Origin of the sequence: Streptomyces tropicalis (assembly GCF_029269835.1) — a bacterium.
In the GTDB taxonomy this organism is placed as follows: Bacteria; Actinomycetota; Actinomycetes; order Streptomycetales; family Streptomycetaceae; genus Streptomyces; species Streptomyces tropicalis.
The window spans coordinates 112,154-126,637 of the sequence record NZ_JARJBB010000007.1 but is presented as its reverse complement, the minus strand read 5'-3'; the positions used below and the strand labels follow the sequence as shown (position 1 = coordinate 126,637).

The 14,484-nt window shown below is 69.1% G+C and carries 14 protein-coding genes and 5 pseudogenes; 15 read left to right on the top strand and 4 right to left on the bottom strand.

The features are described 5' to 3' along the window. The first annotated feature begins 14 nt into the window (after positions 1 to 14). The 9 genes and pseudogenes from P3H78_RS16040 to P3H78_RS16010 all read left to right on the top strand — a co-directional run bounded on the left by P3H78_RS16040 (position 15) and on the right by P3H78_RS16010 (position 4,578). Positions 15 to 509 carry a CoA transferase gene (locus tag P3H78_RS16040; RefSeq protein WP_276109666.1) on the top strand — a complete coding sequence of 165 codons (495 nt, stop codon included), beginning with the start codon at positions 15 to 17 and terminating at the stop codon, positions 507 to 509. Further along, positions 506 to 1,207 (top strand): enoyl-CoA hydratase-related protein, encoded by a 702-nt coding sequence (locus tag P3H78_RS16035; protein ID WP_276109665.1) that lies wholly within the window; start codon positions 506 to 508, stop codon positions 1,205 to 1,207. Before P3H78_RS16040 ends, P3H78_RS16035 begins: the two co-directional genes overlap by 4 nt. Then, on the top strand, positions 1,165 to 1,290 hold the full coding sequence (locus tag P3H78_RS16030) for a hypothetical protein (RefSeq protein ID WP_276109664.1): 126 nt from the start codon (positions 1,165 to 1,167) through the stop codon (positions 1,288 to 1,290). The genes P3H78_RS16035 and P3H78_RS16030 overlap by 43 nt, the downstream gene beginning before the upstream one ends. An 86-nt stretch (positions 1,291 to 1,376) precedes the next feature. Beyond that, positions 1,377 to 2,192 carry a dihydrodipicolinate synthase family protein gene (locus tag P3H78_RS16025; protein WP_276109663.1) on the top strand — a complete coding sequence of 272 codons (816 nt, stop codon included), beginning with the start codon at positions 1,377 to 1,379 and terminating at the stop codon, positions 2,190 to 2,192. Positions 2,193 to 2,300: 108 nt separating this feature from the next. Next, a pseudogene (locus tag P3H78_RS16020) lies at positions 2,301 to 2,969 on the top strand (SDR family oxidoreductase). A gap of 28 nt (positions 2,970 to 2,997) precedes the next feature. Then, positions 2,998 to 3,794 (top strand): annotated as a pseudogene (locus tag P3H78_RS16015) (aldehyde dehydrogenase family protein); the annotation flags it as partial. Positions 3,795 to 3,870: 76 nt separating this feature from the next. Then, positions 3,871 to 4,170, top strand: a pseudogene (locus P3H78_RS33400) (aldehyde dehydrogenase family protein); the annotation flags it as partial. Further along, positions 4,083 to 4,283, top strand: a pseudogene (locus P3H78_RS33395) (hypothetical protein); the annotation flags it as partial. The pseudogenes P3H78_RS33400 and P3H78_RS33395, both read left to right, overlap by 88 nt. A gap of 97 nt (positions 4,284 to 4,380) precedes the next feature. After that, on the top strand, positions 4,381 to 4,578 hold the full coding sequence (locus P3H78_RS16010; protein WP_276109661.1) for a hypothetical protein: 198 nt from the start codon (positions 4,381 to 4,383) through the stop codon (positions 4,576 to 4,578). A gap of 51 nt (positions 4,579 to 4,629) precedes the next feature. On the opposite strand, the gene P3H78_RS16005 is transcribed toward P3H78_RS16010, so the two are convergent. After that, entirely contained in the window at positions 4,630 to 5,508 is an 879-nt protein-coding gene (locus tag P3H78_RS16005; RefSeq protein ID WP_276109660.1) for an NAD(P)H-binding protein, read from the bottom strand. A gap of 63 nt (positions 5,509 to 5,571) precedes the next feature. Here P3H78_RS16005 and P3H78_RS16000 point away from each other — a divergent pair, with 63 nt between their 5' ends. The 3 genes from P3H78_RS16000 to P3H78_RS15990 all read left to right on the top strand — a co-directional run bounded on the left by P3H78_RS16000 (position 5,572) and on the right by P3H78_RS15990 (position 7,506). Beyond that, the gene (locus P3H78_RS16000) at positions 5,572 to 6,168 is read left to right on the top strand and encodes a TetR/AcrR family transcriptional regulator (RefSeq protein WP_276109659.1); all 597 of its coding nucleotides are present in this window, start codon (positions 5,572 to 5,574) and stop codon (positions 6,166 to 6,168) included. 160 nt (positions 6,169 to 6,328) lie between these two features. Continuing rightward, complete coding sequence (locus P3H78_RS15995; RefSeq protein WP_276109658.1) at positions 6,329 to 6,481, top strand: hypothetical protein; 153 nt, start codon at positions 6,329 to 6,331, stop codon at positions 6,479 to 6,481. 173 nt (positions 6,482 to 6,654) lie between these two features. Next, positions 6,655 to 7,506 (top strand): recombinase family protein, encoded by an 852-nt coding sequence (locus P3H78_RS15990; RefSeq protein ID WP_276109657.1) that lies wholly within the window; start codon positions 6,655 to 6,657, stop codon positions 7,504 to 7,506. 89 nt (positions 7,507 to 7,595) lie between these two features. On the opposite strand, the pseudogene P3H78_RS15985 reads toward P3H78_RS15990, so the two are convergent. The 3 genes and pseudogenes from P3H78_RS15985 to P3H78_RS15975 form a co-directional block, all read right to left on the bottom strand. After that, positions 7,596 to 8,135, bottom strand: a pseudogene (locus tag P3H78_RS15985) (helicase associated domain-containing protein); the annotation flags it as partial. Positions 8,136 to 8,548: 413 nt separating this feature from the next. Next, a complete protein-coding gene (locus P3H78_RS15980; protein WP_276109656.1) occupies positions 8,549 to 11,296 on the bottom strand; it encodes a trypsin-like serine protease in 2,748 nt (915 codons plus the stop codon). After that, positions 11,293 to 11,580, bottom strand: coding sequence for a trypco2 family protein (locus P3H78_RS15975; RefSeq protein ID WP_276109655.1), 288 nt, complete (start codon positions 11,578 to 11,580; stop codon positions 11,293 to 11,295). The genes P3H78_RS15980 and P3H78_RS15975 overlap by 4 nt, the downstream gene beginning before the upstream one ends. A 263-nt stretch (positions 11,581 to 11,843) precedes the next feature. Here P3H78_RS15975 and P3H78_RS15970 point away from each other — a divergent pair, with 263 nt between their 5' ends. From P3H78_RS15970 to P3H78_RS15960, 3 genes are all read left to right on the top strand, one after another. After that, entirely contained in the window at positions 11,844 to 12,773 is a 930-nt protein-coding gene (locus P3H78_RS15970) for a hypothetical protein (RefSeq protein WP_276109654.1), read from the top strand. Positions 12,774 to 13,143: 370 nt separating this feature from the next. Beyond that, positions 13,144 to 14,073, top strand: coding sequence for a radical SAM protein (locus tag P3H78_RS15965; RefSeq protein WP_276109653.1), 930 nt, complete (start codon positions 13,144 to 13,146; stop codon positions 14,071 to 14,073). Then, a complete protein-coding gene (locus P3H78_RS15960; RefSeq protein ID WP_276109652.1) occupies positions 14,070 to 14,480 on the top strand; it encodes a DUF6375 family protein in 411 nt (136 codons plus the stop codon). Before P3H78_RS15965 ends, P3H78_RS15960 begins: the two co-directional genes overlap by 4 nt. The last annotated feature ends 4 nt before the right edge of the window (positions 14,481 to 14,484 follow it).

Below are 14,484 nucleotides of genomic sequence, written 5' to 3'. Positions count from 1 at the left end.
AACCGCCGCCCACCGTGGTCCGCCGCGGCGGGTCCGGCGGTTCGCACCGCCGCGGCGGCCGGCGGCTTCAAGACCGACCCGCTGCACCACATCAGCCGTGCCCTGAACTCGACGAGGACCTGGGCGAACGCCCCGAGTTCCACCCTCGACCTGCAGTTCGCACATCGGCCCGAGCTGCAGCGAATCTTCGCGAAGGCGGTAGCCGCAACACCACCGACCACTGGGTCAAGCGACTCGAGGACGAGGACATCCTCTGCGCCCCGGTGCGCAGCCTGGAGCAGACCCTCGACGACGAGCAGACCGCGATCAACAACATGATCACCGAGATGGACCACCCGGTCGCCGGCGGGATACGCGCCCTCAACGCGCCGCTTCACCTCTCCGCCGCCCTCGCCGAGGTCCGCCGGGTCCCACCGCAGCTCGGCGAACACGGCACCGAGGTCCTCGACGAACTCGGCTACACCACCGAGCAGATCGCACTGCTCCGCGAGAAGGGGGTGCTGCGATGACCGACGAGGTCCGCTACACACAAGACGGGCACATCGCCCGGGTCACCATCGACCGCCCCGCCGTGCTCAACGCGGTCGACGTCAAGACCCACACCCGGCTCAACGAGATCTGGACCGAGATCGAGGCCGACCCCGAGGTGCGGGTGGTCGTCGTCACCGGCGCCGGAGAGCGATCGTTCTGCGTGGGCGCCGACATGTCCGCCGACGCGGTGGACAAGACCGGCCTGGAATACTGGGCCGGCCTCGACCCCAACGGCTTCGGCGGACTGAGCCTTCGCACCACCCTCGACGTCCCAGTGATCGCCCCAGTGGGCGGCTACACTCTCGGCGGCGGCATGGAGTTGGTCCTCGGCTGCGACATCGTCGTTGCCGCCGACCACACCCAGTTCGGCCTCACCGAGCCCCGGGTCGGCCGAATCCCGCTGGACGGCGGGGTCTTCCAGCTGGTCCGCCGGCTCCCGCACACCCAGGCCGTGGGGTTGCTGCTCACCGGCCGCCGCACCTCCGCCGCCGAACTGCACCGGATGGGCCTGGTCAACGAGGTGGTCCCGGCCCAGCACCTGGACGAGGCCGTCGACGGCTGGGTCGCCGACATCCTCGCCTGCGCCCCACCTCACTGCGCGCCATCAAGCAGATGGTCCACCGTGGGGCCCCGTTGTCCCCGCAGGACGCCCGCAAGCTGCGCACCCCGGCGCTGATGGCGGCGCTGGACAGCGAGGACGCCAAGGAGGGCCTGCTCGCCTTCCAGCACAAGCGGCCGCCGCTGCGGCCCGGACGATGAAAGGGGAGCCCACCGATGCCCGAACACCTTGCCCCCGGAGTATGGGGCGTCCTCGTCACCCCTTTCCACGGCTCCGCCCTCTCGAGGTGGACGAGTCCAGCCTCGCCCGGCTGGTCGAGCACTACGAGCGGATCGGCACCACAGGACTGACCGTGCTCGGAGTGTTCGGCGAAGCCGTCCGGCTCTCCGCCGAAGAGCGCCGCACGGTACTCCAGGCGGTCGTCGACGCCGTCGACCTGCCGCTCGTCGTCGGGGTCACCGCACTGGCCACCGCGCCCGTACTGGAGGAGGCCCGTCTGGTCCGCGACGTCGTCGGGGACCGCCTCGCCGGGCTGATGGTGCACGTCAACTCGCCCGATCCGCAGGTGGTCGTGGCCCACCTCGACACCGTCCACGACGCCACCGGCGCCGGGATCGTCGTCCAGGACTACCCGGCCACCAGCCGGGTAGCCATCCGCACCGCCGACCTCGTTCACGCCGTCCGCGCCGTCCCCTCCACGGTCGCGGTCAAGGCCGAGGCGCCGCCCACCGCGGCGGCCGTCGCCCGACTCACCGCCGAACTGGACGTCCCCGTCTTCGGCGGCCTGGGCCTGCTCGACGAGCTGGCGGCCGGCGCCGCCGGGACCATGACCGGCTTCTCCTGCCCCGAAGGCCTGATCGCCTGCGTCCGCACCTGGCACAGCGGCGGACACGACGCGGCCCGGCAGGCCTACCTGCCCTACCTGCCACTGGTCAACTTCGAAGCGCAGGCCGGGATCGCGCTCGCACTGCGCAAAGAGGCCATCCGGCAACGCGGCCTGATCACGGACTCGGGCGTCCGGCCGCCGGCCACGCAGCTGCCCCAGGCCCTGGTCCCGCAGCTGGAGCGGCACCTCGCCGCGCTGCCCGAGGAGGTGCGCTGATGGACCTCGGCATCCGCGGTAGCGTCGCCGGCCGGCGCGACATCCCTGAAGCCCGGCGGCCTGGGCCGGGCGGTTGCCCCGGCGCTGGCCGCCGAGGGCGCCCTGGTCGTGGTGGCCGTGCGGCGCGGCGACCTCGCCCGGCAGATCGCCGCCGGCCTGCCGGACGCGGTCGGCGTCCAGAGCGACCTCACCGCCCCGGACGGCCAGCAGGCCCTGTTCCAGGCAGCCCGCAAGGCCTACGGCGCCCCTGACATCCTGGTCCTCAACGGGCCCGGACCGTGACCCGGCTCCGCCGCCGACCTGGACACCGGCGACCTCGCCGCAGCCATGGACACACTGCTGCCGGCCCCACAGCGGCTGGTGGCGCTGACCCTGCCGGCGATGCGCCGGCGCGGCTGGGGCCGCATCCTGGCCATCGGCTCCAGCGGGATCACCGAACCACTGCCCAACCTGGTCCTCTCCAATGCCGGACGGGCCGCCCTCGCCGCCTACGTGAAGACCCTCGCCGCCGAGGTGGCCGCCGACGCAGTCACCGTCAACCTGCTGCTGCCCGGCCGGATCGCCACCGACCGGGTGGCGGCACTGGACGCCGCGCGGGCCGAACGCGAGCAGCGCCCGATCGCCGACGTCGAGGCGGCCTCGCACGCCGCGATCCCCGCCGGACGGTACGGCAGCCCCGCCGAGTTCGCCGCCGCCGCCTTCCTGTGCAGCGCCCCCGCCTGGTACGTCACCGGGACCACGCTGTGCTGCGACGTCGGCCTGGTCCGCAGCCTGTGAACCCCCGACTTCCCAAGGAACCACACTCATGAGCACAGGCCGCATCCCCAACCTCATCGGCGGCGAGGAGACCTTCGGCGACGGCCTCGAACGCCACAACCCCGCCGACCCGGCCGAACTGGTCGCCGTGACCCCCGCCTCCAGCGCCGAGACCGTCGACGCCGCCGTGGCGGCCGCCGCCGCGGCCCAGCCGGGATGGGCAGCGATGCCCGCCCCGGAGCGCGGCGCGATCCTGCTGGACGCGGCCGAAATCCTGCGCGGCCGCCACGAGCAGGCCGCCCGCGACCTGGTCCGGGAGGAGGGTAAGACGCTGCCCGAGGCACGCGGAGAGGTCCGGCGGGCCATCGACGTGCTGCGCTTCTTCGGGTCCGAAGGTTGGCGGCTCGGTGGGCAGGTGCTGCCCAGCTCACTCCCGGACACCATGGTCCGCACTCGCCGGGAGCCGGTCGGCGTCGTGGGGCTGATCACCCCATGGAACTTCCCGATCGTCTTCCCCGTCTGGAAGCTGGCGCGGGCGCTGATCAGCGGCGACACAGTGGTGCTGAAGCCCGCAGAACTCACCCCGCTCTCCACCCGCCACCTCACCGAGGCCCTGGTCCGCGCCGGGCTGCCCGCCGGCGTGCTCAACGTGGTGCACGGCACGGCACGGCACGGCACGGGCGCGGTGGCCGGCCAGGCCCTGGTCCGTGACCTCCGAGTGGCGGCGTCTCCTTCACCGGCTCCACGGCGGTCGGCATGCGCATCGAACGCGCGGTGCAGGAGCGCCGCGGCCGGGTGCAGGTCGAGATGGGCGGCAAGAACGCCCTGGTCGTGCTGGACGACGCCGACGTGGAACGGGCCGCCCGGATCGCCGCGGCGGGCGGCTTCGGCCTCACCGGCCAGGCAGGCCTGCACCGCCTCCTCCCGGGTGATCTGCACCCCGGGCGTGCACGACGACTTCGTCGCCGCCCTGGCCAAGGAAGCGGCCCGCCACCGCCCGGGCGACGGCCTGGCCGACGGCACCTCGATGGGGCTTGTGGTCAGCGCGCAGCACCTCGCCAAGGTCACCGCCGCCATCGAGCAGGCCAGGGCCGAGGGCGCCACCGTCGCCGCAGGCGGCGAGGCCGCCGAGGGGCTGATGTCGCTCAGCGCCGCGCCGAGGGCCACGAACTGCGGGGCGAGGACATCGCCCGACTCCCCCCGCTCAAGCACCGCAACCTGAACCTGCTCGGCCGCTACAGCTTCACCGCCAGCGTCCCGGCCGCCGGCGCCCTGCGCCCGCTGCGCGACCCGGACGCGGCCGGGCTCGGGCTGGACGAGGACGACGAGGAGTAGACGCGCTCTTGGAGTCCCCCGGGCGGGGCCCGGATCGTTGTCAGGGTGGGGTGCCGGGCTCGGGGAGGGCCCGGCCGGGGAATCGAGGAGGGGCGCTGTGGCGCGTTCGCTTGGTGTGTCGCTGGCCGAGGCGTATCCGCAGGTCGCGGCGATGTGGGCCCTGGAAAGGGCCGCAGGCGTTCAGCTGATCGAACGGGTCCGCCCCCTCGCAGCCACTCCCGCGGGCGCCGCTCTCATCCGCGAAGCAGAGCACCTGCTCGGCCTCTTGGACGCAGTGCAATCCTCCGTTACCTGACCGATGGCTCGACCAGCATCACGACGCGGTCCGCCTCGACGCCGAACCCGGCTACGAACCCTCCGTGAACGCGGTGGCGTGGTCGGCGGCCCACTGGCGAAACGTTCGCGGCGCCGTCCCAAGGATGTCGGCCACCGCAGTGGTGACGTACGCGGGCTGTCCGACCGCCGCGCTCCACGCGGCGAGCAGCATGTCGACGACCAAGCCGGGCGCCGTGCCCTCCGACAGCCTTCGGAACTCGTCCGGCGTCATCTCCTCGAATGCGATCCGGTGCCCCAGGGCGTCACCGATGACGTCCACCTGCGCGGCTTGGGTCAGCGATTCGGGGCCCGTAAGGACATAGTCGCCTCCGACGTATCCGTCCTGATAGAGCGTCCGCGCCGCGACGGCTGCGATGTCGCGGTCGTCGACCGGTGCCGTCTCGGCAGCGCCGTGAGGCCACCGGACGACCTCGCCGGCCCGGATCGCGGGCGCCCACCAGGCCAGCGAGTTCGACGCGAGCATCCCCGGCCGGATGATCGTCGTCTCGAGTCCGGTGGCCGCGATGAGCCTCTCAATGTCGGCGTGCAGCACCGCCATGGGATTCGGCTGTTGGAAGAAGGGATGCGGCGTCTGGTGCGGGGAGGAGAGGAACACGACCCGCCGCACGTGGGCTGCCAGCCGCTCGACAACTGCCGCGGCGGTCTGAGGCGGGGCGGTCCAGACAAGGAAGACCGCACCGGCGCCATTCAATGCCGGGTCGAGCGTCTCGGGCACGGTGAGGTCACCGGTGAAGACCTCGACCTTCGCCGGCAGCGTCGCCGCCATCTCGGAGCGATGGGTGAGTGCGCGGACCGGCACACCCGCGTCGAGGAGTTGGTCGATGACGACGCGGCCGATCCGGCCCGTCGCCCCGGTTACGAGCACGGAAGGAATGTCTGTCTGATTCATGCCGCTCATGAAAACGTTACTCGGTTAAAAACACAACTCGGTCATGAATGTTACGGTGGTCAGATGAGCGAGCCGACGGGACTGCGGGCCCGCAAGAAGGAGCGGACGCGCGACGCCATCGGCGACGCAGCCGTCTCGCTGTTCCTGGAGCGCGGCTTCGACCGCGTCTCGGTCAACGACATCGCCGCGGCGGCCGAGATCTCCAAGCCAACCCTCTTCCGGTACTTCCCCACCAAGGAAGACCTGGTGCTGCACCGGTTTGCGGACCACCAGGGCGAGGCGGCACGCGTCGTACGTGACCGCAGGTCCGACATCAAGCCGGTGACGGCGCTGCACCGGCACTTCCGGGCCGGCCTCGATCGGTACGACCCCGTCACCGGCCTCAACGATCATCCCGAGGTGGTGGCGTTCCACCGGCTGGTGTTCACCACACCGAGCCTGGCAGGACGGCTCACGCAGTACCAGCTCGAGGACGAGGAAGCACTGGCGGACGCCCTCGGCGAAGGCATCCAGGCACGCCTGCGGGCCGCCCAGGTACTCGCGGTCCAACGGGTGCTCGCCCGGACCAACTGGCAGAAGATCGCCGATGGTCGAGCCGCCCACGACGTCCACCCCGAGGCCACAGCCGATGCCGACCAGGCATTCAATCAACTGCATTGACAGGTGGCACTCCCGGTCGAAGAAGGCCCCGCGGCCCGGCGCATGCGTTGCCACGGGCCCGGTCAGCCCCCCGGATGCTGGCGGCCAGGATGGCCTGAGAACGTGCTGGTGGACCAGGCATGGGTCGATCCGGCGTCGACGGTCACTACGGGAAACCGGCGTGATCGAGGAAACCCTGCGCGCCGTCGGCTGGTGGCCGGGACGGCGCATCCCGATCGACCGCTGGCGCGAGACGCTCGAGAAGACCGGCTTGATCCGCACGCACGCGGGCCTCAGTCCAACGGCCCGTCCCGGCGGGCCACGTGATTGCTAAAGATCAGCCGACCGACCCACTGCTAACGCAACATGGAATCCGGAGTTCCAGCAGGACTCACTGCTAACGGAGCGGCTCACCCTACACTCGACCCGGGAATGGAGTGACGTCGGCCCGGCACGTGTAGCTCCGCGCGGCGGCCGTCGCGCACGGCCATTCTCACAAACGGTCCTTTGCCCGAGCGAGATCGGAAACAGGCAGCCGGACCCCCGCCGACCGCGGGCCCGGGCCGGCCGTGGCGGCCGGGAACCCCGCCCCCGGCCCCCGTCGACCCGGACCTCCCCGGAGCGGACATCCGCATCGGCTACGCCCGCTGCTCCACCCTCGGCCAGGAACTCGACTCCCAGCTCGACGCGCTCGCCGGACACGGCATCCCCCGGGACAAGATCTTCGCCGAGAAGATCAGCACCCGCGTACGGGTCTGGCCCCGTTTCGAGGAGGCGCTGCGCACCGCGCGGGAGGTCAAGGGCCACGCCCCGCACTGCCGGGTCATCTTCACCGTCCACGAGATGAAGCGGCTCGGCCGCGACGCCGCCGAACTCACCGCGCTCGCCGACCACCTCACCGCGCACGGCCTCATCCTGGAGATGCTCGCCAGGCCCCGGCCCGGCCTCTACGACCCCACCGGGCCGGGAAAGCTGCTGTTCGCGTTCTTCGCCGCGATGGCGGAGACCGAGCGGGAGAACATCCGCGAGTCCACCCTCGAAGGGCTCGACACCGCCGCCCGCAAGGGCAAGCACGGCGGCCGGCCCCCCGTCATCACCGACGACATGCTCCACACCGTCCTGCGGCGCCGCGCGGGCGGCGAGTCCGTCGAGCAGATCCAGCCCGACCTGATCATCCCCACCGGCAAACGCAAAGGCCACAACCCCTCCGTCGCCAGTGTCTACCGGGCGCTGGCCGAACACGCCAAGCACGAGGCGTACCCCGAAGCCGTAGCCCAGGCCCACACCGACGTCGACGCCCACCGGGCCGACGACGTCCCCCGGCCCCGCCCCGCACCCTCTGACCGAGCGTCACTCTGATCACAGAGCGCTACTTGTCACTTCGTGGCAGCTTCGAGAAACAGCCCGGGCACCGGGTCAGCACGCCCACACCCTGACCGTGATCCTTCTCAGCGCCAACCGCTGTACCGATGTTCCCCGAGGCCGTACACCCACTTCACACCCAGTTTGCGCAGTGCATCCAACTGCTCAGGAGTGAGTTTGTCCCGCCTCGATTTGGTGTTGGAGACCCACACACCGAGCCGGACGGCCACGGGTTCCCCCTTGCCCTCGACCGCGATCTGCTCGCTGTGGCTGCGCGGCACCGGCCGCTCCACGCCTTCCCGCTCAACCCATTGTGCGAGGGCAGCAAGGCCACGCCGGAAGGCCTGCTGCGCCTTGCTCGGACTCTTCGAAGCAGGCGTGGCCGCCGGGGTCGGGACGGGCCGCTGGATGGGCTCTGCGCCCAGCCGGGACAGCCGCTCCTGCTCCTCGCTTGACAACTGCGCCCAGTTGCCCGGCTGTTTCTGTCGTTGCAGCCATCGTCCGATGTCGTCGCCGTCCATGACTACGCCGGGTGCGATGTCGGGCAGTACCCCGCCGGGTTCGTCGGCGGCGAGGTCGGCGAGGGCGCGGTAGTGCCGCTGCCAGTCCAGTGGCCAGGGGCAGTGTGAAGTGCCGCTGCTGTGTCACTTCGAAGGTGTCATCGCTGAGCCAGTGTCAGGTCATGCTTGTGGGTGCCTTGGCCTGCTGACATAAGGATGGCGCCGATGCCATCTGATGACAGACGTCTGCTGGCATTGCCCGGCATATGTCAAGACAGCCCCATGACACTTCCTATAGAGCGCGTGCCCGCTCCACTACAGCCGCTTGGCGGTGAGTGGGGTGACTTTAGACGCCGGGGTAGGTGGCTGTACCCCTTCGCTGTTCGCACTGTGCATGCGCATACTGTGCTGGCTGGGCTGGCGCTGTGGCCGCTGACCCCGAGTCTTGGTCTGGACGCCTTCTCCCAACCGTCTTGGACGCCGTTCGTCCAGGTCGAAGCTCAGCAGGTTGGTCTGGGTCCGGACCGCCGGCCCTCGCATCAGGCGGAGGGGGAGGGAGGGCGCTTTCGTACGATCCATTCCTGGAGTTCTTGGTGGCGGAACTGAAATCCGACACCGCTGATGGTCATCAGACCGGCCTTCCTCGCCCAATCCAGGAAGGCGGCGAGCCGCCAGGGTAGTTCTTTGCGGGCCAGCGTCATCGCTGTGATGTAGCGCAGCCAGGGCACAAGGAAGAAGCCGAAGCCGAGGACGAAGCCGAAGCACCCGCCAAAGGCCAGCCCGGTGGTCCACGAGTAGTCCAACCATGGGAACACGAGGGCTCCCAGGCCGGCGAACGCCACGGCCCCGAGCATGTCCAGGGCCCAGAAGAACTCCGGGGCGAAGTTCCCGCTCAAGGTGCGGTCGAGTCCGACTTTGGCCTCCATGAACCAGCCGAACAGGGCGGCCACGACGGCTCCTACAGCTATGCCGAGCACCCAGCCGAACGCGAGCATGACGGCCATACCGACCCCCAGGCCGATGGCGCTTCCGATTTCGACGCCGGACACGATCCGGCGCGGGCCACGGCGGATACGAAGCCCCTGGGTGCGGCGCTGGGCGAAGGCGAGCAGAGGCCAATGAGTCGGAGGCATCCACGGCCAGTAGCGCAGCGCGAAGTAGGCGCCCGCCACAAGCAGGCCGCCTGATAGGCACAAGGCCCACGTCAGGCGCGTACCGGTGGCGCTGGTGAAGGCCGGCCAGTGGCCGGTGAAGAAGTCACCGGCGTGACCGGGGCCGCTGACCGCGGCGATGACGCAGGCCAGACCGAAAAACATGAGAGGCACGGTGTGGACGGCGAGGTGCGCAAACCGCACCCGCCATGTCCCCGCGACGGGCCATATCCGGGCCAGGACGACCTCACGACCGGACAGCGAGACACCGTGGACCGTGCCTCGGCTCTGCTCCAGATGCTGTGCGAGCACGGTGAGCCAGTTCATGGCCTGCTGGGGGCTCTTTCCGCTGGTCCCGCTGGTGTGGACACTGTGATATCCGTGCACCGAGGGGACGAATGACGCCAGCAGTTCCTCTTCGACGTCCGCGTCGGACGTGTCAGGCGTAATCAGGTAGGCCGGCGTGACATGGTGGGACGCTGCCGCCCATTCAGCCAGTGTCAGTTTCCACGGGGTGTCCAGACGCCGGGCGGCGACCGACTGGTCTCCGTGTGCGGCGATGTCCCCGAGCACCGGCCCCCAGTCGACCGGCGAGTTGGTCTTCTGATCGCGTGGTCCTCGACCCGACTCCAAGTGCTCTTGGATCTGCCGCCATGTCAGGCGTTCCACTTGCACGACGGAACCCTCCGGTAGAGGGATGTCACAGGTCTCCGACTCAAAATCCTTGCGGGCCCGGGTGGCCAGGACAAGAGCACCGCGTGACCCGCCGTGGATATCACGGTAACTGTTCAGGGCGCAGACCAGGTCATCGAGGACAAAGTTCTGGCTGCGGGAGGCGGGCTCGGCCGAGGCCCTGTCGGGGAGGATCTGGTCCATGCCGTCCAGGACAGGCAGGATCCTCCGACCCTCGACCAGTCTTTGGGCATCACGTCGCGTCACGACGAGATCGTTCTCGAGGAGTTGGTCAACGAGCCAGCCCTCGAAGCATTTCGCCAGCGCCCTCGGGCGGGCGTCGGGCGTCATGCGCCGGATGTCAGCAGAGGGCACTCGCCAGGCGGCAAGGTTGAAATAGACAGGCACCGGCTGGCCGGGAACGTCGAGTAGCCGTCGCATCAGCCGCAAGGCCAGAATCGTCTTGCCCGATCCGCTCGGGCCGGTGATGACCAGCCGACGGGGGGAGAGCGCCAGATAGTACGCGTCGATGGAGTCGTGGGTTATGGGAATGGCCTGAGCGTTGCGTGCGTACTCCTCGCCGTCCACGGCGCTGCAGTGCACATCGAGGGCCTGGTCCGCCTCCTCGCTCACTCCGTGCCACCCCGACGTGAACGCGCCGATCTGCTGCGCAATGGCGAGGCGCAGGTCTTCCTCCGCCGACGTGCGGGTGAGCGGCGATGCTGCAGCGCTCGTGTCGGCGGCCGGGTCCGACACGGGATAACAGTGCGCGTCAAGTCCCAGCCGACGGCGCTGTCGGACGAACTCGGGGTCGTCCCACCAAGCCGAGACCGGCACGGCATGGAGCCGTGTGCCGTCGTATGTATCGGGGTCGGCATCACGGGAGAGCACACCCACCAGATGGGGACCGCAAAACAGAGCGGTTCCCGAGGCCCCGCTCCACTGCGAGGTCTGCCACCGCTTGACCTGCTCCTGGCCGTCACGCATGTCAAGGGGCCGCCGGGTGGCCCCGCCGACATCGACGCTGAGAACATTCCGCCGCGGCTGGAGGGTCACCCATCCCCACAGATGATCGGAATGCCGTACCCCGTCCGGGTTACGTCCCTGACGGCTGGGGAAACCCACTCCCGACACCTCGCGGGGACGGCCACCGTCGATGCGTCCCCAGCGCACGTTCTTCAACCGCGCCGAGGGCGCTGCAAGCTCGAGGAGCGCGACATCGACCGTCGTACTGGCAGGAGTCCACACCACCGTGGCCGGCAGCGGTTCGGACGAGAACATACCGTGCACGACGACGCGGCCGGGGTGGCCGTTGGCGTCGACAACCAGATGGCGCGCGGTCAGGACAGCCCGGTCAGCGATCAGGTAGCCCGTTCCCCACTGCCGGCGTCCGCCCCCCAGATCCATGACCGTCTCCACCACCCGGTCCGGGAGCGGGTGGTCCTCCCGGTCTTCCTGCCTCATGAAGGATCCTGGGTGAATTCGCCGATGAACAACTCATCTAGTCTGTTGTTGTTCACGTGCACCGGCCGCAGGGACAGTTTGATGCGATGTCCCGTGGCCGGGTCGGCGGTGGACTGGATGACGCGCAGCGCTGCCGGATCGTCCTCAGACGCACCGGGCAAGACTTCGACGTGAAACTCCAGATCCAGGCCGGACACCCCGAAGCGGACCTGCTGATCCCCGGCATCCGAGAGGGCTTTCGTGAGCGCGTGGCGGACTCCTGCGACGGCCGCGGAAAGACTCACCCCGCCAGGCTGTGTCGACTCCGGTGACATGCACACTCCCCGATCAAGGCGCGGTCGCCTGCGTGCGACGAAGCGTAGGGCCTCGTAACGCCCGGATGCGGCAGATCTGTTGAAAAAGTGGACTGCAGTGGGACGTGATCTGAAGAATCGATCTCTTCAAGATCAAAAATGGAGTACCGCCCATACCTCCAAACAATCTCTGACATCACGGCACCTACCCGGAACGACCACACCAGCCCTGCAGTTGAGGCAAACTGACGCGCATGCTCGCCATCCACACGCAACACGCCATCCTCGCGGCAGGCGGTGCCGTGCCTACCACAACCGCTCCGTGGTGGGGAACGGCACTGGGAGCGGGCATCGGAGCCATCGGTGCCGGCATTGTCTCGTCCGTTGTCGCGGTTCTCAACAACCGGTCCAGCCGCAAACAACTCAAACAGCAGTTGGAACGGCAGGAAGCCATGCTCGACAAGCAGCTCGATGCTCAGCGCGAACAGCACACCACCCAAGTGCAAGCGCAACTCAGACAGCACAGCGAGCAGCTCCAGGCCCAACAACGCGACAGTCTCGCTGCGCTGGAAGCCCAGGCAGAACGCGGCCGCCTGGACATCGACGCCCAGCGGCAGCGGGAATTCGAACAGCGACACGCCGAACGCGAGCAATGGCGTCTTGAAGCGCGACAGAAGACCTACGTCGACTACGTCACGGCAGCCGAAAGGCTGCGAGACACCGTCGCTGCGCTGGCCCGCCTACTCAGCGGCACTTCCCCGGTCGCCGGCGGATCACTGCAGCCCAGCGAGCTGAGCCGTCTGACCGCGACCCAGGAGCATATCCACACCCTGTACGAGGCGGCCTTCCAGCAGGCACAAGTGGTCCGGCTCGCGGGCCCGCGCGACGTGGCCAGGCATGCCCAGAACCTCAGCCTGGTCATGAACGAGTACCTCAACTACTCTGACGAGCGTATTCGCGCCGCTCAGCAGAACAGGCGTTGCGAGAACCTCAGGGACTGGCAGGACTCCGTCCGGCGCATGCAGGACCACCTCGAAGCCTTCCTGGACGCCGCCTACCTCGTCGTGAACGCCGCGCCTGCTGCCTCCCTGGCCGCGTCCCTGCCCGCCCAGTCTGCAGGCACACCGCAGTCCAATGGCGCCCCACCCGGACCCAGCCCACTGCATGCGCCCGGGGGCGACTGACACGGCCGCCCCCGGTCCCGACCCACCACGCCCACCAGGACCGCTTCTGTGCAGAACGATGCGGTCCGGTCAGGTTCCCTTTGTTTCGCCCAGCCCGTCGGACGGCGGCTGCGCCTACCTCAGGGATCTGAAGAGAGCACCGGCGGCGCCGGTGCTGTTGTGGTGGCAGAGCGGCGGCCCACAAAGGGAGCAGCAGTGCCCTCACGCTTCGGCCGAGGCGACGGTGTGACGCTGTCTGCGTTCCCCCTGTCCCATGCCCAGCCCCGCTCGGCGGTAGCACCTCCGCCCGCCACGTCGTCCTGCAGCGACTGGTGAGGAACTGGATGACTGGGCCTGTTGCGCCCTGCCATACTTTGGGACGAAAACGTAGATGGGAGACGCGAGTGATGCGGGGCTGCCGGTGAAACGTCGTGTCGGCCCCGACGGGATTCACCTCTTCGACCGCCGCACCGGTCTGAACGTGCTCTTCGATGAGGTCGACGTCCCCGAGACGCAGTGGACCCGTGCCCCCCGCCAGGTGTCGATCGCCCTGACCAACGCCTGCGATCTGGCGTGTCCGTTCTGCTACGCACCCAAGGCCGCCGCCATGCTGGATGCCGACCGGCTATGCGCATGGGCCGACGAGCTGAACGCGGAAGGCTGCCTCGGCATCGGGTTTGGAGGCGGAGAACCAACCCTTTACCGCCGCCTTCCCCAGGTGTGCCGTCACGTCGCCGAGCACACTAGCCTTGCGGTGACCATGACAACTCACGCGCACCGCTTCACACCCCGTCTGATCGACGCGCTGGCCGGAGCGGTCAACTTCGTCCGCGTCAGCGTCGACGGAGTCGGCCCCATCTACGAGGAACTGCGCGGCCGCCCCTTCGTCGAGCTTGTTCAGCGGCTTACCTGGATCGGGCGAGCGTTCCGGTTCGGGCTCAACTGCGTGGTGAATCTGCGGACGTTGCCGGACCTCGACGCCGTCTCCGACCTGGCCGCCACGACCGGAGCAGAGGAACTCCTGCTGCTGCCTGAGCGTCCGGCACGGGGCCGTCCGGGAAGCAGCCCGAACGTCGTCGCCGCGTTGCACCAATGGATCACCGACTACCGCGGTCCCGTCGCCCTCACCCTCGGAGCGGGCGACAGCGGCTCATTGCCGATCGCTCAGCCGCTGCCGAGCGAGACGGGACTGCGCACGTATGCACACATCGACGCCTCAGGGACGCTCCGGCGATCCTCCTATCACTCGACCGGTGAGCCGGTCGACGAACGTGGCGTCCTCGCCGCGCTCGAGCGTCTGCAGCAGAAAGATGTCGCATGAAGGTCTGGTACGGGTACGGCACCGAGCATTCCATGAACCTCGTCATGATCGGCCGGTTCAAGGATGTCACCAGCGCCGAACGAGCGCACGCCCTCATCAAAGAGCTGACGAGGGCCCTGCAGGCGGAGGAAGAAGCTGGCCGCCTGATCATCGGCGAGCCAAGCGACCGCTACAGCGATGAAGTCCTCAAACTCCTCAGTGACCTCAACATCCACAGCATCGGTCCGCGCGAACTCGAGCAGTTCCTGTATGACCTCACCCTGCAGCGCGATGGCGACTCCGTCGTGGTGACCACCGACGAGAACGACGTCCAGGCGCTGCTGAAAGTCCTCCTCGACAAGGGGGCGCGCATCGAGGTGTACTCCGCACACGACTATCCCGGCACCGGGCACGGCCGAGGAGATTGAGGAC